General features: G+C 61.2%; 14 protein-coding genes. 10 read left to right on the forward strand and 4 right to left on the reverse strand.

Going from position 1 to position 23,600, the window contains the following annotated elements:
- Positions 1-27 precede the first annotated feature (27 nt).
- Both VSP_RS31060 and VSP_RS31065 read right to left on the reverse strand, forming a co-directional pair.
- Positions 28-1,485: a hypothetical protein gene (locus VSP_RS31060; protein WP_009965648.1), complete on the reverse strand. Its 1,458-nt coding sequence runs from the start codon at positions 1,483-1,485 to the stop codon at positions 28-30.
- A 138-nt stretch (positions 1,486-1,623) separates the two neighbouring features.
- Positions 1,624-2,022 carry a hypothetical protein gene (locus VSP_RS31065; protein WP_009965649.1) on the reverse strand — a complete coding sequence of 133 codons (399 nt, stop codon included), beginning with the start codon at positions 2,020-2,022 and terminating at the stop codon, positions 1,624-1,626.
- 115 nt (positions 2,023-2,137) lie between these two features.
- Here VSP_RS31065 and VSP_RS31070 point away from each other — a divergent pair, with 115 nt between their 5' ends.
- Entirely contained in the window at positions 2,138-4,777 is a 2,640-nt protein-coding gene (locus VSP_RS31070; RefSeq protein WP_009965650.1) for a DEAD/DEAH box helicase, read from the forward strand.
- Between the two features lie 485 nt (positions 4,778-5,262).
- Here VSP_RS31070 and VSP_RS40330 read toward each other — a convergent pair whose 3' ends face one another.
- Entirely contained in the window at positions 5,263-6,846 is a 1,584-nt protein-coding gene (locus tag VSP_RS40330) for a serine/threonine-protein kinase (protein ID WP_009965651.1), read from the reverse strand.
- A 49-nt stretch (positions 6,847-6,895) separates the two neighbouring features.
- Positions 6,896-8,842: a beta strand repeat-containing protein gene (locus tag VSP_RS31080; RefSeq protein ID WP_009965652.1), complete on the reverse strand. Its 1,947-nt coding sequence runs from the start codon at positions 8,840-8,842 to the stop codon at positions 6,896-6,898.
- 952 nt (positions 8,843-9,794) lie between these two features.
- Between VSP_RS31080 and VSP_RS31090 the strand changes: the two genes are divergently transcribed.
- From VSP_RS31090 to VSP_RS31130, 9 genes are all read left to right on the forward strand, one after another.
- Positions 9,795-10,766 carry a S1/P1 nuclease gene (locus tag VSP_RS31090; RefSeq protein WP_009965653.1) on the forward strand — a complete coding sequence of 324 codons (972 nt, stop codon included), beginning with the start codon at positions 9,795-9,797 and terminating at the stop codon, positions 10,764-10,766.
- Positions 10,767-11,203: 437 nt separating this feature from the next.
- Positions 11,204-11,980: a pilus assembly FimT family protein gene (locus tag VSP_RS31095; protein WP_081452835.1), complete on the forward strand. Its 777-nt coding sequence runs from the start codon at positions 11,204-11,206 to the stop codon at positions 11,978-11,980.
- A gap of 5 nt (positions 11,981-11,985) precedes the next feature.
- Complete coding sequence (locus VSP_RS31100) at positions 11,986-12,603, forward strand: type IV pilus modification PilV family protein (RefSeq protein ID WP_157211160.1); 618 nt, start codon at positions 11,986-11,988, stop codon at positions 12,601-12,603.
- A 58-nt stretch (positions 12,604-12,661) separates the two neighbouring features.
- Positions 12,662-13,693, forward strand: a complete 1,032-nt coding sequence (locus VSP_RS31105; RefSeq protein WP_009965656.1) for a prepilin-type N-terminal cleavage/methylation domain-containing protein — start codon at positions 12,662-12,664, stop codon at positions 13,691-13,693.
- Positions 13,690-16,809 carry a type II secretion system protein gene (locus VSP_RS31110; protein WP_009965657.1) on the forward strand — a complete coding sequence of 1,040 codons (3,120 nt, stop codon included), beginning with the start codon at positions 13,690-13,692 and terminating at the stop codon, positions 16,807-16,809. Before VSP_RS31105 ends, VSP_RS31110 begins: the two co-directional genes overlap by 4 nt.
- A complete protein-coding gene (locus VSP_RS31115) occupies positions 16,793-17,659 on the forward strand; it encodes a hypothetical protein (protein ID WP_009965658.1) in 867 nt (288 codons plus the stop codon). The genes VSP_RS31110 and VSP_RS31115 overlap by 17 nt, the downstream gene beginning before the upstream one ends.
- A gap of 45 nt (positions 17,660-17,704) precedes the next feature.
- The gene (locus VSP_RS31120; RefSeq protein ID WP_009965660.1) at positions 17,705-19,495 is read left to right on the forward strand and encodes an FAD-dependent oxidoreductase; all 1,791 of its coding nucleotides are present in this window, start codon (positions 17,705-17,707) and stop codon (positions 19,493-19,495) included.
- Positions 19,496-19,624: 129 nt separating this feature from the next.
- Entirely contained in the window at positions 19,625-22,513 is a 2,889-nt protein-coding gene (locus VSP_RS31125; RefSeq protein WP_009965661.1) for a tetratricopeptide repeat protein, read from the forward strand.
- Positions 22,510-23,592, forward strand: coding sequence for a hypothetical protein (locus tag VSP_RS31130; RefSeq protein WP_009965662.1), 1,083 nt, complete (start codon positions 22,510-22,512; stop codon positions 23,590-23,592). The genes VSP_RS31125 and VSP_RS31130 overlap by 4 nt, the downstream gene beginning before the upstream one ends.
- Positions 23,593-23,600: the final 8 nt, after the last annotated feature.

Consider the following 23,600-nt stretch of genomic DNA (forward strand, 5'->3'; position numbering starts at 1 on the left):
GTGGATGAACTTTCCGGCCGCTCTGCCTCAAGGCAGACGGCGATCATCCGGCCAGCCACCCACCTGCTCCTGGGACTGCAAGGTCTTCCGGAAGACCATGCCCTCGACGTCCTGAATCACCCGGACGTCCACCGCATCGCGATCCGGCCCTGCGCCTGCGGAGCCGATCACGGTTTGCCAGACAGTGGAGATGGGCTCTGGCTTCACGGGCACTGGAGCGGCAAAGAGACGCCGGGTGACGGCCCCCTCTGGCACGGGCACACGCAAGACCACGCCAGCTGGCCCTGCGGGCGTCAGCCCCGTCTTGACCTCTCCTGTCTCCCGGTTATCCGAATCCGGAGCATCAACCCGTGCCTTCGGCCGGGTGACCAGATCCACCCGGGAGGATGACTTGGTGCGCCAGTGCAGGTGGGGCCCTTTGATCGAGAAGGCAGGCAAGCGAATGCCTGCCACCAGGCGGGGCACATCTGCCACCCGCACCTCATTGCCCACCACGCCCGCCTTCATGCCCGGGGCGTGGCCATGCCGCGTGAAGACCTCAATGGGACTGCGTGTTGCGCGGGAGGAAAGGTAGAGATTGTTCAGGAACTGGAACTCAAACTTCTTTCCCTCTCCGGTGCCGGACCCTTTCTCCACGCCCGTGGAGTAGCGGGAGCCGCTGCGCCCATAGTCAAAGATCACGTTGTTCACCGCCTCCATCTGCACGGTGTAGCGGTCCTTGGGCCGGAGGTCGTTGCACTCAAACTGCGGCCCCCGCATCACGAACCGGGCGAAGAGACAATGGTGGATGCTCAAGGTGCTGGCACTCGCATTCACCCCGAAGGCGTGATCATCCCCGTACGGATGCAGTTCCTTGCGCCCCAAGGGCTCGCTCAGGATGCACCACTGCACGGTCACGTTGCGACAGCGGGTGATGCCGATGAGCTCGTCACAGCTCCACGAGAGCGAGCAGTGATCGATGAGCACCTGGTTGGTGTTCTTGAGGGTGATGCAGTCCAGGCCGTTGGAGCCCTTGGGCCGGTGGCGTTTTTCTGCCTTGTTCCGGCGCAGCACGTTCTCGTCCCCCAGGCGGATCCGGAGGTGCCGCAGGACGATTTCCTCGACCCCCTCAAACTCCAGGCTGCCGCCCCGGATGGTGATGCCGCCGTCAGGGGCATCGGTGCCATCGACCGTGAGGAACGACTCCTTGACCTCAATGCGGTCCTTCAGAGTGATGGTGCCGCCCACGCTGAACTTCACCGTGCGCGGCCCTTTCTGACGAAGCGCCCAGCGCAGCGTACCTTTCGCGGGCTTTTTGACATCGTCGTCCAGACGGGTCACCAGAAGCACGCGTCCACCGGCACCTCCTGTGGCCGTGGCTCCAAAGCCCAATGGCTTGCCGCCCGTCGCACGGAGAGGCACGCCCAGCACCGGCCCGGCCGCCACCAGCACGACCCCCAGGCACAGGCAAATCCGGGCCAGGCGGGAGGATGAGACAGGCTTCATAGGCGGAGTGCGAGCATTTTGCCCCTCCCAAGCAAAAACGATCCTCCTCCGGAAGTCGGCGCAAGAACCTGAAAAATTGACCGCCCCGGCGGGCCCTTGTCCCATCCCAGCCGGGGGTTGATCTGAAATAGAAACTTCTTACTGCGGGCTGGCCGGGGAGTAGGCGGGATCCACCTCGTCCTCAGCGCTCTTTTTGCCACCCACAAAGGGGATCCACTTCAGAGGCTTGGTAAGGGTCTTGCCCACGGATCCTGCGGCGCTGCCCACCTTGCCAGCGCTGCGACCCATCTTGTTCACCACGCTGTTCTCCTTCTTCAACTGCTCCTGCTGGGCGGCGATCTCAGGGTTGGGCTCTGAGGGCGGCGGCACCACCACCCGGGACACGGGGCGCCAGGTGTTGGAGAAGGGGTCGAATTCCTGAGCGCCCACCGGGGCGGATTGGGAGACGGAAGACTTGGAGCCAAACATGGAGCAGGCGCTGAGACCGGCGACTAGAGCCAGACAGGCTGCGGAGTGGGCGAGACGGGACAGATTCATCGGGCCGGAAGCTAGCGAAGGTTTCGCCGTACACAAGTGACTTGCTACGGCCAGCAATGACGGGCAAGACGTAGCCTTCTGGCAGATTGGCCGTGTTCCCAGCCATGTTGAACCGATGATTGACTCCCTGCACCCGGCTCTGGCCGCCTGGTTCACCGGGCGTTTTGGCAAGCCCACTCATGCGCAGGAAGTCACGCTGCCGCACGTGCTGGCGGGTCAGTCTGTGCTGCTCACCTCCCCCACGGGCAGTGGGAAAACGCTGGCGGGCTTCCTGGGAGTGCTGGACGACCTCCTGCACCGCCTGGACGAGGGGCCGCTCCCCCATCAGACCCTGGCCATCTACGTCTCTCCCCTGCGGGCGCTGACCTATGACATGCAGAAGAACCTCTCAGAACCTCTGCATGAGATGGGCCTCGCGCAGGACATCCGGATCGGCCTCCGGAATGGCGACACCCCGGCCTCAGAGCGGGCAAAGTTTCGCAAACAGCCCCCTCACATCCTGCTGACGACCCCGGAGAGTCTGGCCATCCTCCTCCCCCAGGAAGGTTACCGGGAGATTCTCAGCGGCTGCCGCCATGTCATCGTGGATGAACTGCACGCCCTGGCGGAGAACAAGCGGGGCTCCCATCTCAGCCTGACCTTGGAGAGGCTGGAACAAATGGTGTCCGCGCCTCCTGACGGGGCCGGACTGGTGCGCATTGGCCTGAGCGCCACGGCCGCCCCCCTGGATGAGCTGGCGAGATTTTTGTGCGGGACAGGTCGTGACTGCGCCATCGTGCAGGGCCGGGCGGAGCGCAGACGCCGCGTGGAGGTGCTGTCCCCCTTGCGTCGTGAGCCGTATCCGCCAGCCGGCTGGACGGCCCAGCGGGTGATGAAGGATCTGGCGCGGCTGGTGGAGCAGAAGCGGAGCACCATCATCTTTTGCAACACCCGGAGCGGTGCGGAAAGCACATCGCTCCGGCTCAAACAGGCACTGCCGGAACTGGCCTCGGTCATCGAGACCCATCACTCGTCTCTGGACCGCGATCTGCGCCTGGAGGTGGAAGACCGCCTCAAGGCTGGGGAACTGCGGGCCGTGGTGTGCTCGACCAGCCTGGAGCTGGGCATCGACATCGGGGCGGTGGACTGCGCGGTGATGATCTCCACGCCGAAGGGCGTCAGTCGCGCCATTCAGCGGATCGGACGCAGCGGTCACAACATCCACGAGGAGAGCCATGGCGTGCTGGTGGCCACCAATGTGAACGATCTCATGGAATGCGTGGTGTGTGCGGACATGACCCGCCGCACCCAGCTGGACGCCATCCGCGTGCTGCAAAAGCCCTATGACGTGCTGGCCCAGCACCTGGTGGGCATGGCCATGCAGAAGGGATATACCCGTGACACGGCGTATGCGACGGTGCTCCAGGCCTGGCCCTACCATGAACTCAGCCGCGCGGAGTTCGACCGGGTGCTGCAGTATGTGATGGGTGGCGGCAAAAGCCTGGAGGAAAATTATCGCGAGGTCTTCGGCAAGATTGTGGAGGATGCACAAGGCCGGCTCATGACCCCGAACCGCAAGGTGGAGCGGGACTATCTGGTGAACATCGGCACCATCGCGAGCGAGGGGGCCGTGCGCGTGTACCTGGGCACCCGCAGGCTCGGGGAGGTGGAGGAGAGTTTCGTGAAGAACCTCAAGTACGGCGACATCTTCGTGCTGGCCGGGCGCACGGTGAGGCTGGTCGAGACTGGGGTCATGGAAATCACTGTGGAGGCCGCCGACGGTCGCCTGCCCACGGTCCCGAGCTGGAATGCCAACAAGATGCCGCTGGCCAGCGGTCTAGCCCAGGAGGTGACCCGCCTGCGCACCCGCCTGGCCGCCAGGCTGGAGGCGAACGAGCCGCCAGCGGCGACGTCAGACTGGCTCGTGGAGGACTACCTCATCAGCAGTGTGAATGCGGACGCCATTGTGAAGCACTGCCGCAACCAGTGCCGCTTCTCCGCCATTCCCACGGACTCCTTGTTTCTCATCGAACTCTACCGCGAGCCTGAGGATGATGGGGAGGAATTCCGCGAACCGGAACCCAGCCTCATGCCACCCAAGCGCGGTGCGGGCCGGGCCATGAGAAAGCCGGATCCGGAGCGCTGCCACTTCTTCTTCCACTCCCTCATCGGCCGGTCCGCCAATGATGCACTCTCCCGCATCATCGCCCACCGGGTGAAAGAGGCCGTGGGCGGAAATGCCCTGGTCACCATCGATGACTACGGATTCCTCCTCTCGGTCCGTCAATTCCAGGAACTAGGACTGGAAGAGTGGCGCGACCTGTTTCATGCCGACAATCTGGAGGCAGATCTGCGCAGCGCCCTCGCCGAGAGCCAGCTCGTGAAATGGCAGTTCCGGGGCGTGGCCCAGACCGGCCTGATGGTGCCGCGCAATCTGCCGGGAGCGGAACGTCGGCTCAAACAACTCCGCTGGAGCGGGGAGATCCTCTTCCAGGTGCTGAGCAAACACGAGCCTGATCATCCGCTGCTGGAACAGGCGATCCGCGAGGCCACTCATGTCTTCCTGGACCTGCCCCGGGCAGCCCAGTTCCTTGCGGGGGCTCACCAGATGCAATGGCAGCTCATCGAGGTGCCCGTGGTGACGCCTTTCTCGTTCGGCATCTATGCCAGCAAGATCAAGGAAAGCATGCTTCTGGAGGACCCGGAGGAAGCCATCGAGAGGCTGTGGAAGAAGTTTGAGAAGGCCGGCCACCGGCATGAAGAACCTCTGGAATAGGGACGCTTCCCCGCCACGGCTCGCCCAACCTCGCGCCAGGGTCTTGGAGTGCGTGTGGCTTGACACCGCTTTCGCCTGCCGACTGCGCACCCTCCCCACGTTGGACTCCGCCAGCCTGCAAAGGGGGCGGGATCTCCGGTCCCGCTCAGTCGCGCCACGACCGACGCCGCCAACACGACAGACGGCCATCCACCCAACATCCCCCACCACGCACCCCCTCCGCTCACCTGCGTGGCCGGGAAACCCCGCCTCCCTTACGTCCACGCCCCTGCTCCACCCTCTAGGTTCTATCCCATCACAAGCAACGCGCTGGCCTCTTGCCCAACCATCGACTCCTGGCCACCTCCATACCCCCCGGCCCATCCAACCTCGCGCCAGCGTCTTGGAGTGCGTGTGGTCTGGGCACCGCTTTCGCCCCCCTTGTGATAGGGGCGAACCCAAAGGCAGCAGCAGGGCCTTTGACCAAGCTCAAATGACTCACACCCTCAATTCACCCTGACCAGTGCGGACTCTTCCTTGATATAGATCAGCAGCCCACCATTCAACTCCGTGACGGTGCCCCGCGCCCGGACTTTCGCGCCCTGCAGAGCCTCAAGCCGGGATTTAGGAAATACAGACTCCGTGTCTGCCGTGCGGAATGCCAGCGACACCGACTCGCCAGCACGCCGGGAAAAGTTTAAATAGCGAGTCTTGCCGGACTTGCTCTCCCCCACACTCGTCACCACGCCCTCCACCTCCACAGGCTGATTAAGGCTGGTTCGCAGCTGATCCAGCGCACGAGGATCCAGCGGTGCACCGGCCGCCATCATCGTCGATGGAGGAGAAGGGGGCGCCGTCGCAGGAGCTGGCGCGGTTGTTTCCTGCATCGCCACCGGCGGGCTGGCGGACATCTGCTCCGTTGCCGGCACCATGGTGACTGCAGGTTCCGGTGGCGGGGCTGTCTCTGGCGTCTGAACTTGCTCCGGAACAGACTCGCCCGGGCCGGAAGGGGCCGCCTCTTTGACGGGACGATTCGAGGCTGGCGCAGGCTGGTACTTTTTCTTCGCCTCCTGAAAGTGCCAGTACCCGTAGGCTGCCGCAGAAAGCAGGAGGCAGCAGATCACGGGAATGATGATCGACATGGCATTGCCTGAGGAAGAAGCCTCTTCAGGATGCGGCAGGCGCACCGGCTGGATCACCGGACGGCTCACGTGCGGATTCGCGGAAACTGCTGGCTTGGGAAGAGGGCGGGCCGGGGGTTGCAGGGCCAGCTTGAATAGCGCCAGGGCCTGCGCCGCACTGTCCGGCCGGTCTTCAGGCAGACGGCTCATGAGCCTGAGCACCCAATCGACCACGGCAGCCGGCAGATCCGGCCGCCACTCCGCCAGGGGCCCAGGTGCATGCGTCAGGTGGGCGGCCATCACCCCGGCAGCACTGTCCGCGGTGAAAGGATAGTTGCCCGTGAGAGCATGGTAGTAGGAACATCCCAGTGAGTAGAGGTCGGTGCGCTGGTCGAGGGTCCCGCGTTCAAACTGCTCGGGAGCCATGAAATAAACCGTGCCCATCACACTCCCCTCCACGTCTGTCGTCTGGGTGGTGGGGGCGGGGCAGTATTTGGCGATGCCAAAGTCCAGCAGCTTGAACTGCATCTCACAGGTGGGCAGCCACACCAGCATGATGTTGGAGGGCTTCAAATCCCGGTGCAGCATGCCACGCGCATGGGCGGCGCCCAGTCCACCCAGGGTGTCCTGCACCAGGGTGGCGAACTCCTCCAGGGGAAGCGGCGCACCCTCCACCACCTGCTCCATGGTCTGCCCCTCCAGATACTCCATCACCACGTACGGCCCGTCTTCATCCGTGCCGATGTCATGGATCGTCACAATGTTGGGGTGCTGCAGCGCCGACAGGGACAAGGCCTCCTGCCGCAGCTGTCCCGCATCTTCATGAGTCTCCCCAGCACCCGGAGAGCGCATCAGCCGTTTGATGGCCACCGGACGATGGAGCTGCAAGTCCATAGCCTTGTACACCACCCCCGACCCGCCCTGACCAAGCTGTTCCAGAAGCTCATAGCGTGAAGTGACAGCAGTCATGGCGGGAAGCTATGGATGATGGTGGTGGTTTGATCGTGAAGTGATTTCCTTAGACTCTGGCGGGACGCTCCTGCCGGCGGCGACGCTGGATCAGCATGAGGCCACCGCCCAGAAGCAACAGCACCATGCGGCCCGGCTCTGGCACCGCTGAAAGGGTGATGCGCCCGTCCGTGGACAAGGTGTTGATCCACTCATAGCCAGCGATTTCCGGAAGGGTGATGGTGCTGTAGTTTACGGTGCGGTTGGCCTGAAGCACCGTGCCCCAGTCAATGAGCTGCCAGAAGGAACCATCGACCCACGGCTGGGCGCCAAAGTCGGGATCGGCATTGTTGATCACCAAGGTGCCGGACAGATTGACCGACGTGGTGCCACTGCCGAAGGCCAGCTTGTCCGAAGACCCCGCCTCGCCGCCGATGCTGCCGGAGAACAGATCAAACTCCATGGTACCGGAGCTGGTCAGGTTGCCGGAAATGGTCATGACCCGCGCCGTGGTGTCTCCCGTGCTGCCGATCTTAAGACGGCCGTCGGAATTGATCGTCACCGTCCCCGTAAGCGTGCCCCGCCCCTGGAGCGTCGGCGTCGTGCCACCGGAGGTGTTGTTATCCCCCACCGTGACATTGCCCGTGAAGAGGTTGTTGATTTCCGTGGTGACGGATTCAGCGAGCGTGACGGCATAGGTGTTGGTGCTCCAGTTGCCGTTTAAAATCAGCTTGCCTGTGCCGCCAAGAGTGATGCCCGTCGCGGTTCCCGTCCCAGAGTCCGCCGCCCTGTCACCGTTGAGGGTGGTCGTATTCATCGTGTTCAACGCCAGTTGCCCTGTGGTGCTTGTGCCACGGAAGAAACCCACGGTGCCGTTGATCTCCATGTTGCTACCGCCAAACGCAGCCGCCGCCCCGGCGCGCCCCCCAATGCTGAGGCTGTTGGCCAGCGCATTCTCCCCTGTCAGATCGGTCACAGCATGCAAGGTCCCGTAGTTGAAGCGGAACTGAGCCGTGGTACCCAGGCCGTTCTTGTGGCCGATTTTCAGCGTGCCACCGTTCGTGGGAGTGGCAGCGGTGGAGCCCAACTGGAATCCAAGAGAGAGTCCTGCGTTATCGCCTGTGGCCTCAAGCGTGCCTGCGCCAGCTTTGATGATGCGGCTTCCTGTCAAGGTGCCCTGCAAGGCCAGCACCGCCGCCGCGTTGCTCACGGTGATCGTCCGGTCAACCGCGCCGAGGTTGAGATTGTTCTGAATCGTCGCCGTCCCGGCGTGGCTGGCGGTGATGTTGGCGGCGGTGGCGTCATTGCCCTTCACCGTGGCATTGCCTGAGACCGTCACCGCACCCAGATCATTGGTGGCACCTTGAAGATCCACCGTGCCAGAGTTGGAAAGCGTCAGAGCAGTGAGGGAGGTTGTGCCATTCACCGTCAAAGTGGTGCCATCTGCAACATCCAGACCGCCAGCGCCAGAAATGGCATGTCCGCCGGTTGCAGTGGCCCGCTCTTCATGCAAACTCACATCGGCAGTCGTCTTGAGCGTTCCGCCACCCAGCACAATGCCGTTGCTGGTAGCGCCCAGATTGTCGTCACTGGCAATCTCAAGGATGCCAGCATTGATCGTGACGTCGCCGGCAAAAGTGTTGATGCCGCCAAGGACGAGAGTCCCTGCTCCTGCTTTGGTGAGGCCGCTGAAGCCGGAAATGACGTTGTTAATCGTGGCCACATGCCCAGCAGTCGTCACGGTGATGGTGGGGCTGCCAGTCCCAGGTGCCAGGGCCAGAGCCTCCCCCTCCAAAGTGTATCCGCCAACTTCGAACCGCAGGTTGCTTTCGTGGGATATCTCTTCCGTGAGGGTCACCGTGCCTGCGGTGCCGGCGAAGATGAGTTCCGTAGAAGGATCAAAAGCATTTGGTGTCGCTGTGCCGGCTTGGGTATTCCAGGTTGTTCCGCCTGTGGTCCAATTGCCAATGCCGCCTACACCGGCGGTCGTGCCATTGGCGTCCCAGTAGTTGCCCACGGTTGGGACAACGACAACCGGATCAACGGTCCCGACAAATGAAAAGTCATTGATACTGAACGTGCCGGAACTACCTGTCGCCCCCCATGCATAGAGTCTGAATTCTATGGAGGCGGTAATGCTGTCAAAGCTTGGGGAGGCAAGGCTGATTGAAAATGGGGAAGCACTGCTCGCTGTTGCACCAGTCGCGATATTAGAGGAGAATCCATCCAGCGACGATCTCAACGCGTAGGTCTTAGGTCCAGTGGTAGATCTTTGCCAGTTGCCATCCAGACGCGTAAGATCAATTTCGAATCCGGTTTTGGGAGTCAGCGTCCATGAGAAGTAAGCAGTGGTTTCAAAATCCGAACCGTCGGAATCAAAATTCAAACCCCAGTCATTGGCATTGTATCTGGACCCACCTGCATTGGCACCAATCCCCGACCCTCGACCAATGCCGGTAACTGTAATGTTCCCATTCACAATTTGGCCAGTAGTATATGGGTTTGAGGCGCTTGGATTGGTCTCATCGATGGTATTTGAAAAGATCGACTGTGCCGGAAGACTTGAACAAGCTCCCGCTACCAAGAATAGAGTCATGCCCCAACACAACATACGCATGAAGTTGGCGCTGCATGGAAGTCGCGTTTGACTACTCGGACGGCTCAAACTTTGGCAGGATCGTGGAGTCATAGGGGTCTTGGATGAATTGCAGCTTCATGACTTATCCCATTTCACTCAACCAACGTTCACGTCACCCTCGCGCCTGTTGCTCCACGAACCATCAAATCCAACAGAAGTTCCCGTCACATTGCTTGCACACGCCATGAACTCCTCCTACGCATGCAACGACTTCTTCACCTTGGCGTGGTTGTTTCCGTCACCCGACTTCCCCTAGGCTCTTCACCTGCTGATCAACTCCTGTGCAGATAACACTAAATCTGTCTGATAATTCCACCTCACTCACCTCATTGTGAAACCCATTGCCACACTCATCTGCACCTTGTCGCTCTTTGCCGCCTCCATCACTCCCGCTTCCGCATGGTGGGGTACAGGTCACATGGTTGTCACTTCCGTGGCATGGCGTCAGTTGAGCCAGCAGGAACAGGAGCAGGCTCACGCACTATTGAAAGCACATCCCAAATACAATGACTGGATGTCCTCCTATCCTGCGGACGTTCCAGGCCTGAGCAAAGGCTTGTACGCTGCCATGGCCGCCAGCCTTTGGGCAGATGACATCCGTGACAAGAACAATCCTGCCACCCACCCCGAGTGGCACTATGTGGATTATCCGTTGGTACCGCCACATTTCCCCAAAGAGCCAGCCCCCAATCCGACCAACGATGTGCTGGTGGGAATCAAGGAGTGCGAACGTGTGATCGCCAGCCCGACCACATCCACCCAGGAGAAGGGCGAGATGGTCAGCTGGCTCATTCATCTGGTGGGAGATGTTCACCAGCCGCTTCACTGTGCTTCGTTGACCAACGACGACTTCCCCGCGCCCGAAGGGGATCGTGGAGGCAACAGCGCCTTTGTCCGGCCGGACAAGCAGTCCAAGGCCATCAACCTCCACATGGTGTGGGACAGCCAGTTGGGCGGGGCCCGGGTTGCCGATGCGGGGAGTTCTCGTGAAGCGCTTAACAAAGCCATTCTGCTTGAAACCGAACATCCCCGAGTTGCCGCCGCCGAGTTGCAAAAGAGTCCGTCACCGGAATCCTGGAGCCTTGAAGGAAGAGAGCTCGCCATCCAGGAAGCCTATCTCCATGGCAACCTCCGGTATGCTGTTGGGAAACAACTCAATGCGCCAGTTCTGCCCGAGGGGTACACCAAGAAAGCCAGGGCGATCTCTGAACGACGCGTGACCCTGGCGGGCTATCGTCTGGCAGACATGTTGAAACGTCTGCTGGCAGTGTCCACGGCTGAACCTGAAAGGGCTTCCAACTGAAACCATGCGCCAGGCATTCTGACCTGGAGAAACTGTAACAACTCCGTTTAAGTCACAAGGGCGTCACGTTTCCTACCGGCAAACCGGTGGCGTGGCGCCTCGTCGTTTGCCGCAGTTGTTGCGATATGCCAATCGAACGAGGCGCGCGCCTGTTATCACGCAAAATTCGTGCATTGCCTTGGCGGCACCCTCTTCGAACAGATGACTCCGCCCCGGTGGTTCAATGAGTTACGGTCAAAGGGGACAACGAAAGGGATGCGCCGCCACCGGACATGGTTGGGCCTTTGCATGGATCAACTTATGCTCCATGCGGCCCTTCAGGCTCTGTAGCAACAGCCATGTGACATGTCACGAAAGGCTTACATGCCCTGTGTTTACATTCCCCCTGGCAGAACGTTATAAGCTGCGGCCCTTCCTTCCACCCCCATGGCCCGTTCATGAGACCCCCTCGCTCAGGCTCATTTGGTTGTTACCTGCAACCACCTCTCCGCACCCGCTCCGCTGGCATGACGCTGGTGGAGGTCACCGTGGTGATGGCGATCATCGCCATTATGATGGGGGTGGGCATCGCCGGCCTCTCCAACATGTCCACTCCGCGTCGGCAGACGGCGGTCACCACATTGAAGGGGACGCTGGACCAGGCGCGCGCCCATGCCATCGCCACACGCAAATATGTGGCGCTGATGGTGGTGGACGGGGTGCCGCCGGAGTCCGTGGAGCCGCTGAATCTCTGCAAATACGCCGTGTTCGAAGTAGGCTCACCCGGAACTGATGGTCAGTATGCCACTGATTCCAAGCAGGTGACGGAATGGAAAAGTCTTCCTGACGGAGTTTGCTTTGCCAAAGGTCTGGCGGGGAAGCCCACGATTCTGGATCTGCCGCTGACGCTGGACCAATACCGCGTGCGGGGCATTTCTGGAGCAGGCTATCCGGAAGTCGAACTCCGCTTCATGAGCGGCAACACTTTCAAAATGCTTCCGGGGATTGTTTTCGCTCCCAATGGTGCCGTGGCCACGCCCCGTCTTTCAGCGGTGGTGCAGAATCTGGATGTGCTGCTGGTTGAAGGAAGGGTGGATGCGGCCGGGACCGCCACGAGCGTCACCCCCAGCCACAATCCGCCAAGGATTGAAGGAGTTCGCATGACACGCCTTACCGGCATCAGCCGGTACTACGATGACACCGCTGCGGGAGCGTCAACTCCACCCACCCCTTGAAGATCATGACCTGCCATCCTGAGTCCTGCTCCGCTGTCCAGAGCTGCCGGCCATCGGCCGCTGGTTTTTCACTGATTGAAGTGACCATTGCCATGGGCATCTTTGGCGGTTCCATTCTCGTGCTGATGGGGCTGACGGCCATCACCACCGAGTTCGCCATGACCAACCGCGAAATGACGGCGGCCAGTCAACTCGCCGCAAAGGTGTTCACGGACCTATCCCAGCCGCAGAGCGGGGCCGCAAACGATGACCGCAACCGCACCCTGAACCCTGCCAGCAGTCCGACCACTCCGTACGGCGTCCAGATTGCGCCCGCGGCGGAGCGCTACAACAACACTCCATTTACCTGGGTATTTTCCGAGAACCTCTCAGCCATTTCCGTCGGCAGCACGGGATCATCGGCCCTGTATGAAAATGGTTCCGATCAGCTTGATGGCCGGTACCTGGTGGGCCTCTCGTTTGCAGACGAGTCCCGCTATCAGACTCCCGCCACGGCACCCATCGCCCCGCCCGCTGGCACCGGGGTTGTCAAAAGGGTCATGGTGAGCGTCGAAGCTCCCGCGCATCTCGCCCGGCAGTACCGCCGCAAGTACGAGTTCTACAGGATTATGGAGTTCCGTTGATCCGGCCCCTCCCAGGAGCCGCTTCCCGCTCCGCAATCACTCCCTCATCCCCACTGGTATGATTCTTCATCCCCTGCGCCCGCTCCGTGGTTTCACCCTGGTGGAAATCATGGTCGCAGCATCGGTATCCTCAGTACTCCTACTCCTGCTCGTGCAAGTGCTGGGTTCTTCACAGGATCTGTGGGTGAACCTGCGACGCAAGACCGACGCAGCTCAGGAGACCCGGTCCCTGCTCGGCCTTATTCGGTCGGACATCAAAGCCATGTTCACCCGTGGAGACCGCAAGAAAGGCCTGGTTCCGTTCTATATCATTCCCGGCGGCCCGGGCAGCCCTTCTGAGATCTCCTTCCTGGCTGTTCAAGATCAGCTTTCCCAAGATCCCTCCTCCCAGGCGGCCACCACGCCCAAGAGCGATCTTTGCATCATTTCTTACAAGCTCGACACCGCTCACCCGGACCGCCCGCTGGTCCGCACTTTCAGTGACAGCAACGCCACCTACAAAGCGGTGAAGGCGCGCATTGATGGCTTCATCAATGCAGCCGCGCCCACCGTCGAACCTCAGGTGCCCACGACTCCAAGTCTGGCCGACCAGCCTTGGAAAGAGGCCAGCATCCCCTCAGGCACGGGCACCTCCGTACCGGAGGCAGTTTCCGAGAACCTCGGGATGCGCGTCATGGCCTTCGAGGTGGTTCCCATGAGACTGCGCCGGCAGGTTGCCTCACCCACGGGTGCCCCCATGACACCGTTGCAATTGCAGAACATCCTGACGGGGCGAATTGCTGGTGTAGCCACCGATCCCTGGCCCCGGCCCAACCTTTCCCCGGAGCATGCGGGCCAGTTGCCCAAGACGGCTGAATACGACCCCGACTACTCTGCGCCAGATGTCATCGAAGTCCGCCTCGTCGTCGCAGATGCCGCCAAACTGGCCCGCATGACGCCTTCCACCATTGCCACGCTCGGCACCAATGCCCAGCGGGACATCAGCGATGGCAAGCTGGATGGATTTGCCGGTGCTGACCAGGTGCTCACTCCTGCTGAGCTTCAGGGTCTCTCTTTCGCCAATACTTCCGTCGCCATCAACAAACCATGAAGCTGCCATCCCCTGCGTCATCACCGCAGCGCCGAAAGCGAAGCCAGAACGGCTTCACCCTCATCGCCACGATCATGATCCTGGCGCTTCTTGTCGTGATGCTCGTGGGGTCGTTCTCCACCAACACCACCGAACTGGCGGTCTCACGATCACACTTCAACGACTACCGGACCACCCTGGCCGTGGAATCTGCCTTCCGCGCTGCGACCAGGAAGGCGTTTCGGCAAATTGAAAAGTCCGGTGACTTCGTGGTGTTCCGCCGTCAGCAGACCGGCTCGTCCGCCTCCCACCTGCGTCCGGTAGTCTATCTCACAGCCGCTTACGATCCTGCTACCAACCAGTGGCAATATCAGCCGCTGATCAGCGGTGCCAAAACCACGCTGTCCACCTCCGCTCTCGTGCCCAGACCCGGTGGCAACACCCTGGAAACAGCCGTGATGGATACCGGTGAAAAGTTCAGTGACTTTGCCAAGTTCGTCCCTGGCACCGGTGCTGGAGGCTGGTCGGACACGCCACTGGCGCCTCGCTGGGAGTATCTCGACTTTCGCTCTGAAGCGGCAGGCACAGCCCCCCTTTCCGCGAACCCCAATGATCCAAGGGCCAAGGGGCAGGATCTGCGGGTGCGGTACTGCTACTGGGTGGAGGATCTGGCCGGCAAACTCGATGGCGATCTCGTAGGCAACACCAGCGGACCAAACCTTACCCACCTGCGTGGCCAACCAGCGAGGAACGAGGATCAACTTCGCCAGGTGGCCCTCTTCACACTCTTTCCTCCGACACCGGGCATACCGGGGACCACGTTCCCCAATCTGGACAACAGCACCACCTCTACGCAGGACAATGACCTGATCAACAAGCGGCACTATGCGCTGACCAATGAGACCATCAAACAGATCGGCATGAGCTCCACAGCGGCCGAGTTGATGCTCAAGAAGAACATTAACTTCAGCATGCCAGCTGGCGTGGAGCATGAGGTCATTCCAAGAAAGGCAAGCATTGCTTCCTCGATGTGGGGCAAACCCAAACTCGCCATCAACAAACTCATCGAAAGGGCTGAAAGCGACACCTCGGCCACAGGCTCTGGTGAACGCCACGCTGCCATCACCGAACTGGCGGAACACATCAAGAGCTCGCTGCCCAACTTCGCCAGGACCCGAGCCGGAGGCAACGTGATGAACACCGGCCTCAACAGTGCTTATCAAGGTGCGCCCTACGGCAAGCTCATGACGGAGGACGAGTATGTTTACTCCCTCGCTGCGAACATCATCGACTACGCAGACCGGGACCAGACACCCTCTGTGGATCCATCCTGGGTCAGGAGCACGACCACTACCGGCTATGGTCCTGGCGACATCAATGTACCCAAATATCGCGGCATCGATCTCCAGCCTTATTGCGTGGGCTATGCCACCCGGTTCCTAAACTCCGCCTGGGACGACTCCTCCGTCACCATGCAGGTCTCCGTATGGGTAGCCCTGTGGAATCCCACGGACCGTGAAATCGAAGGAGACCTGGAGGTGCGGTTCACAGAAGGCCGTACGGTGGTGAACTGCATGCTCCAGGGCGAGAACATCGCCGGTGGAAGCCGCCCGGCGCTGCCCCATCTCAATCTGCCGGTGAAACACATCAGTCTGGGGCCCAACGAGTGCATCCATGTGCCCTGGTACGATGTTCATACGCTGAGGGCAACTGGACTGGCCAAGAGCCGCATCCAAGACCCCAACTTCCGGATGTGTCCAGACGATGCGGCAGGGATCCAGTCTCTCTTCGACGGCGGATATCAAATCTTCTGGAACGGCAAACTGGCCGACCGTACCCGCAGACCTGACAATATCAACCGCCCCTACAGACAGCCAGGCAGCACGAATGACAAAGCTGGACTGGGCAAATGGTTCTTCGCCAGCTCTGGCATTGGCGACAGTTCGCAACCCGCGGGCGATCCGCGTGGCACGCTCTACACGGCGGGACTGGCATCCAGCGGCGGTGATGCATCTGGCAACCGAGGCTACTACTACCGGGAGGCCAAGTACATCAACAACTGCTTCTGGGGCGGTGGCGCGGTGAAGAGCACCTTCGGAGACAGCTTCAATCCTGCTCAATGGCTGAGCGACCCTGGACATCAGACCCAGCCCAACCAGTTCAATATAGCACCACTGGAAACCGAGACACCGGACATTCACCTACAGAAGCGACCGGTGACAACGCCCCCTCTCCCCGAAAAAGCGCCTTCTCATGTGAAGCACCCAGTAGACGACTATCCAGCGAACTACACGGGCCCTGGATACTACGAGTCGCTTGGTGAGTTGGGGTTTGTCTTCGATCCCAACGCCTGGACCCGTGTCACGGGCGGTGGATCCCCACACTTTCAAGGTGGTGGCAGCACGCTTCGCATCGGCTCTGTAGAACTGACCCCGTTTAACAGTCCCGGAACACGGGCCTCAGATCTTCTGGACATCCTCTGCCTGGATGAAAAGAAGACCTTCAAGGGTCTGGTGAATGTCAACAGCACCTCACCGGAAGTCATCCGCTCTCTTGTCGCAGGAGTCGAAATTCGCAGTGAGCGCGCCATGGTCAACGGAGTGGAAACCTCGACCGACGGCATCGTTCGCAATGGTGGAGTGACCGGTGGCTCGGTGTTCCACCCCTGTAGCAACATCAACACCGGAGCGGGCAGCGTTCTGGCCAAGGGCATTTCCGATCTGGCCGCCGCCAACCCGGGTACCGTGCTCGCCACACCGGGTGATCTCTCCGCGCTCATGGTTGCCAATCCTTCTTCACCCAGCACGCAGATCCCCTATTTCGGAAATGTGAACACGTGGCCGACTGTAGCCACGGCCGACATTCCCAGCCCTCCCACCATGCGGCCGGTGCCAAGTGGCGCAGACCCGGGCCTGGATGATCGCGGTCGGGAGGAGTTCTTCCGTCGCCTCCTGCCGCTGGTCACCTTTCAGAGCCGGACCTTCAGGATGTATCTGGTCACGCAGGTGCTGGACAAGAACAGCAATGTGGTCGGCATGCGCCCCAAAGTCATGGATATTCTCCTAGAACCCATATACGACACCGCTGGCAAAGTCATCGGTCAGGACGTTCAGATCGCCTATGAAAGAAACCTTTGATCTCTTTGCCATGCGCACTCTCATGCTCCTCGTGCTTGCCTGCAGCCTGACGCCACGGGGCTTGCCGGCACAATCGGCCAGTGAACCTGCGCCACCGCCGCCGGTGGCCTATTTCAATGTGGTGAATGTCACCGGTCTGGAGGGTGAGGTGACGGTCCTCACCAACAACAAGCAGGATGAGTCCCGGGCTCTGTCCAAAGGCGGTGAAACCGGAGAATGCGCGGTCACACCCGGTTCAGTCACGGTCAAGGTGTCTCATCCCGCATGCCCTGCGGATGTGGAGCAGAAATTCGTCCTGAAGGTCAACGAGCGGCTCAATCTCCTGGTGCACGCGCTCGTCGTGAAAGGGGAAAACGGGAGAGCCCCGAGCACCAAACTCGCCCTGCTTCCTCTTCAACATCTGCCCTCGCCAGGCAAAACCACGCTCACCCTGCTCAACTGTGACGCCCAATCCCGTCCCCAGTCTCTGGCATTGAATGGTGCGGAGATGACGCTTGAACCTCTCCAGCCCATGCACATGACCGAACTCACCGCCGCAGGCAGTTTTGCCCTCACCTTCAAAGACAGTGAGGTCATGGCTCCCTACGAGCCCCTGACGGAGGACCATGCCTATCTCGTGGTCTATGTTGACCTGGAGAATCCACGGTTGAACGGGGTGGTCATCTCCGATCGGAAACGGGGCACCGTCGATGAAGAGCTGGATCTGAAGAAAAAGGAAGTGGCCCAAAGAATCGCCCGCGAACGCAGGGCTGCGGAATGGGTGCTGAAGGAGCTTGACCGCAAGACCCAAGAAAGGGCTGAGGCCCGGGCCCAGCGGCAGAAGCAACGCGCTCCCGAAAACAGCAGGTGAGCAGGACCACAGCGATCCACCCGACGACCCACCTGATTCAACCTCATGATTCTTTGCGCAGCCCAACTTCGCCTGATCCCGCTGCTGGCGGCATCTGCATTTAGCATCACCTGTGCAACCGCAGCCACCTATGAATATGACGTGGTGGTCTATGGCGGCAGCCCCGCAGGCATTGCGGCGAGCATTCAAGCCGCACGTATGGGGCGGAAGGTGGCACTGATCGAACCCACCCGTCATCTGGGAGGCCAGCTCACGAACGGCGGCTCCGTCATGGAGCCAAAGTACTCCCATCTGGTCGGAGGGATTGCCCGCGAGTTCCATCATCGCATCTGGAACTGGTACGCTGACGAAACCCACTGGACCTTCCAGAAGCACGACTCCTTTGCAGGGTTCGCTCCCGTAACATCTGAACCAGACAACCGTCGGATGTGGACCTGCGAACCCCATGTGGCGGGGCGGGTGCTGGATGACATGCTTCGCGAAGCCCGGGTTCACGTCGTTTTGGGACGCTCCCTGCATCCGCAAGACGGTGTGGCAAAAGAGGAACGACGTCTCACTTCGATTCACCTTGGACGTGACGAGGTGTATGCAGGCAAGTTCTTCCTCGATGCCAGCTACGATGGCCAACTCATGGCACAGGCGGGCGTGACATTCCGCACCGGCAGGGAGGCCAATGTGACTTATGGGGAAACGCTCAACGGTATCCGTCCCGTCGATGCCGACGGAAAATGGGCCAAGTGGAAGATCGACGCCCATGTCATTGAAGGAAATGCCAAAAGTCCGCTCCTCCCTGGCGTCGCCGCCTCCGCCGCTGGCGAAGCAGGCGCCGACTGCCCTGCCCCTCCAACAGCCACGCTGGTGCTTTGTGTGACCAGAGAAGCTGCGAACCGCCTGCCCTGGCCCAAGCCTGCAAAGTACGACATCGCAGAGTACGAACTGCTCCTCCGTGTGGCGGGAAAGCTGGATGCCAAATCACTGTTTACCCTTGAACCTCTCCCCAATGGCAAGGCGAGGTTGACTCCGGGACTGGAGCTGGCTCCTCTATTCAACACTGTCCCGGCAGAACTTTTTTCCTCCGACCTCCAGACCAGACGCAAGATCATGCGCCACCACCGGGACCATATGATGGGCCTGTTCTGGACCCTCGCCAATGACGGGCGCGTTCCTGAACAGGTGCGCAAGCAGTTGCAGGAGATAGGTCTGTGCCGGGATGAATGGCGAGACAGCGGATCCTGGCCCTCCCCATCCAGCATTCCCGGCACGCGCCGACTTGTTGGATCCACGGTGCTGACTGAAAAACATCTCCGCGGTGAGGAATCCACCGAAGACCCAGTGGCTATGAACTTTGGCAGCGTCCAGTTGAGCCCCTCGCTGCCCTACGTCACCAAGGGCGACCGCATCGCGATTGAGGCACCCGCCATGATGGAGCTCCAACCCCAGCCTGTCGGCCTTCAGGTGTTGTTGCCTAAATCCGAAGAGTGCACCAATCTGCTCGTTCCGGTGTGTGTGAGCACCTCCTACGTGGCAGAGGCGGCATTCCGTAATGAAGTGGTCCTCATGGTGCTGGGGCAAAGTGCAGGCACCGCAGCCGCCCTGGCTGTCGAGCACAAGGTGGATGTGATTGATTTGGAATACCCACTGCTCCGGTCGCGACTCCTGGCCGACGGGCAGGTGCTTGAGGACGAACCGCTGCGGCAGGAGGTGCAGCAGAAAGTGACCCGTGAAAAGGCCGCAGCCGACTCCGTCTTGAGCGATCTGGATCGCAAAACCAAGGAAAGAACGAACGCCCGGGCCGAGGCCCAGGAAAAACGCAAACAGCAGGAGGCGCTCCGCTAGATCACCGCTCAATGCCGCTTTGAGAACCCCACAGGTTCTATCCCTAACATCACCTTTTCCTTCTGACAAATTCTTAACCCGGACCGGCTTGCCACTTCTGCCGCTGTATCCAATAGATCGGCCCCCGCCATGCTGAAGCCCACCACCTCCTTCATCCTGCTCCTGTTGTGGTGGCTCTCTTTCGCACTGTCCCATCAGGCAACAGCCCAGGATGCGACGGAACTCACGCCCACGGAGCTCTTCAATGTCGCCCGTACGGCATTTGACTCCGGAGACTGGGCAAAGGCCGAGACCCTTTTTGCCAAATTCATCGACACCTATGGTGCGGTGGCGGAGACCGCTGAGGCAGCCAGGCGGCTGAAGCCCCTGCTGGTGAGCGCCAAGCTCAGGCAGAAGAAGTACGCCGAGACGCTGCCGCTGCTGGAGGAAGTGCTCAAAGATCCGCAACTGGACCCCGGCTCGAGTGATGAGCTCGCCTTCTGGAAAGGCATCTGCCAGTTCCAGGTGCAGGACTTTGATGCAGCCCAGAAGGCTTTTGGCGAATTCTATGGGGAGAAGTTGCCCTATGTCTTGCGGCTCAACGACGCCCAACGCCACGTCCATGCCGGACGCAGGACGGAGTCGGTGCTGCTCTATGGCATGTGCTTTCTCATGAAGGACGACTTCAAAGGGGCCGCCTCGTTCTATGGCCGCCAGATTGCCAGCCTTCGTCAGGTCAACCGCGAGGCCGCCGGGCGCGCCACGGTGTTGAGGCTTCACGCACTGCTGGAGTGCAATGATCGCGCGGAGGCCCTTGTACTGGTGAAAGAGACGGCCGCTCATGTACAGGACATCACCCAGGCCGTGGCCTATCAGGTGTTGTGTCTGCAACTCGGAGCAGGGCTGCTCGAAGACGGCCAGTTCTATGAGTCCATTTACGTGCTGCAGCGCATCGGTTCGCGGGAAAAAATCCTCAGCTCTCAAAAGGCCTCTCAAGCCTTGTTTACCAGCCGGCTGGAGATCGCCCGCAAAACCCCGGGGCAGGAGTATCTGGCCTTTCAGTATGAGTCTCTCATCACCCGCATTCAGCGGGAGCTGGACCAGTTCGAGAAGATGGAGAGCTTCGATGCCGCCTTGAGGCTGAGGGTGGCCACCGGCTACCGCGAGCTCGGCAGATATCGCGAGTGTGCTCTCATACTGGAAGAGATGCTCCACGGCCTGCCTCAAGACGAGGTTGTCAAGAAAGCCTCCTTGAGCCTCGTCCAGTGCTGGATGGAAATCAACCGATGGGACAAGGCCGTCGCAGCGGCAGATGAATGGCTTGAAAAATTCGGCTCGGCAGGTTCTGATCCCGAGGTCCCGGTCGTGATGCATCTCAAGGCCGTCGCCCTTCACGCCGGTCTCAAGGCCAATGATGCAGAGCTGGTCTTCGCCACCGTGCACCAGAAGCACCCCCAACATGCCCTGGCACCGCAGTGCCTGTTCATGGAGGGAATCTGCCTGCTTGAGCAGGATCTCAACCGGGAGGCGCTGGATGCGTTTGCTGAAGTGCCAAAGCGCTTCCCTGCCGCTACCGCGGTGGTGGAGGATGCCTGGTACTGGGGCGGCATGTCACTTTCCCTTGATAAGCAGCATGCTGCTGCCAGATCCCGCATGGAGGACTATTTGAAGCGCTACACGGAGAAAGGGGCTCACGCCGCCGAGGCCCGCTTTCGCATTGCATTCTCTTCATTCGGCCTCTCGGAACATGCCCGTGCCATCAACGAATTGGGCGCTTTCCTCAAGAGGGAACCCGGCACTCTCATGGCCGAGGAGGCAAAGCTGCTGCTGGGGGATGCCCTGGGGGCGGAAGGCCGTATCGATGAGGCGCTCAGGGCCTATGCTGAGGTGAACCCGAAGCTGAATGCCCGCTTCGCGGAAGAGGCAGTGTTCCGCACGGGGAACATCTACAAGCTGGCGGAGAGGTTCGATGAAATGCAAGACCACTTCAGCGTGTTCGTGCGGAACCACCCACGGAGTGCGCGCGTGGCCGAGGCGGTTTACTGGCTTTCCTGGATCCACGACACCACCGGACACAGGGAGGAGGCACGCAAGGCCGCCTGGGACGCCGTGGCGGCCCACGGCAACGACCCTGAAGCCAGGGGGGTGGAGGACGTTCTGGCGGGCATGGCACGGCTCTACCCCGGTGGTGAGGGAAAGACCGAGCTGAAGCAGCGTCTGGACGTGCTGGCAGGCGATGCCCGCGGGCGCAAGCAGGAGGTGCTGGCCATGCGTCTGGAGTGGGCTTCTGCCATGTCAAGACAGAGGGAGGATGCTGACAGTGCCCGGCAACAGCTCGCCGCCATGTCCTCCCGGATCAATCCACGGGTACAAAGCTCCCGCATCGCCGTGGACGTCGCGGACGCGTTGCGGGAGTCCGGCCGGCTGCCCCTGGCATCCGCCCACTACCGCGAGATTCGAAAGTGGCATCCCCGCGCCCTCGAAAAGGACCGCGTCTTCCTGGGCCTGGGGCTGATAGCCGTTCAGGAAAACCTGCCTGAGGAGGCACTGAAGGCTTTTGCACGGTTCGAGAGGGAAACCGCTGGCTCACCGCTTCTGGCGCAACTGGCCTTCACTAAAGGAGGGCTCTACACCGGGCTGCGGCGTTACCCCGAAGCCCAGGGGGAGTTCGAAAGGCTCCTCCAGATGCCCACCGCGCCACGGAAGTTGAAGGCGGAGGCCATTCTCCAGCTGGGTGACCTCCAGGTTTCCCAGAAGCAGGATCTCAAGGCCACCGCCTACTATGAGCGCGTCTATGTGTCATACGGAAAGTACGTGCCCGTCGTCGCCTCAGCCTACCTCAAGCGGGCGGAGGCACTGGAACGGCTTTCAGAGCCGGCCAAGGCCCTGGAAGTGTATCGGGAGCTCGCCCTGCGGGAGGATCTGAAGGGAACGCCCGAGCAGAGCACAGCCATGAAGCGCCTGGACGCGGGTCACCCCGGATGGCGGAACCCGCCTTCTGAGGCAGCCCCACCCCCCACCACTGCTGCAAGCCCATGATCCGCCCTCTTTCCCTCCTTGCGGCCGCCTTCGCGGTATTGACGCCGGTCCTCTATGCACAACCCGCTGCCGGACCGGAGCGGGCAGATGTGATCACGCTCTTCACAGGTGCCAGCGTCCCCTGCCGCATCCTGGAAACAACACCCACCCGGCTCCGCATCGAGTACGCCCCCCCGGGCGGAGTGGGGGTGATGGTGCGGGAGGTGCCCTGGGCGGATGTGAGGTCGGTTGACTTCGCCATGGATGAGGAATTCCGCAATCTGGTTGAAGGAAAGAACCCTGCCCCCCAGATGACCAGGCTGCAGGCCCGGTGGGTGGAGGTGCAGCCGCTCCTGGATCGTCCCAACCATCCCGCCGGGGCGCTGGGGCTGTCCTTTGCCAGAGCGTGTCTGGCCGGCGGACAGCCGCCGCAGTTGAGCCGGGCTCTGGAAGTCTGCGACGCGGTGGCGACCACTGACTGGAACGCGGGGCGCCGGGCCTGGGCGCTGGTGGTAAAGGCAGAGGTGCTCCTTGCCCGCAAGGAACCCGCCCAGGCAGTGAATGACCTGGACCGGCTTCTGAAGGAGAAGAACCTGGAGCCGGCCGTCGCGACGCATGCCTGGCTCTTGCTGGGCCAGACGCATTTCGCGTCTCTCAAAGCCCTCGAGGAGGAGCATCCCCGGTGGCAGGATGACGATGCGGTGCTGCCGGATCGCCAGCGGTTGTTTCATGAAGCAGTGGAGAACTTCCTCAGACCCTCTCTTTTTGCGGGCAGTTTAGAGGGGCCTGCCGCCTCCGGCATCTGGCAGGCCGTCGCCGTTCTGGCCCATGACCGCGATATTCCGGCGGCAGCAGATGCCGTCCGGGACTTGATCCAGCTCTATCCCACCTCTCCCCAGGCCGCGGAAGGCCAGGCGTGGCTCACGCAGCAAAAGCTGCCACTCAGACCCGCAACAGAGACCGTTGCCCCCGCACCAGGTCCAGTTCCAGACAAGAAAGCGGCACCCGCTGAGAAAGCCGCTCCGGAGCCGGAGGCCAGCCGGAGAAAGCGCTATGTCAAACCGGGCGGGGACACTGTGAACCCGCCATCCATCCCCTGATCGACGAC

The sequence above is a fragment of the Verrucomicrobium spinosum DSM 4136 = JCM 18804 genome, from assembly GCF_000172155.1.
Classification (GTDB): Bacteria; Verrucomicrobiota; Verrucomicrobiia; order Verrucomicrobiales; family Verrucomicrobiaceae; genus Verrucomicrobium; species Verrucomicrobium spinosum.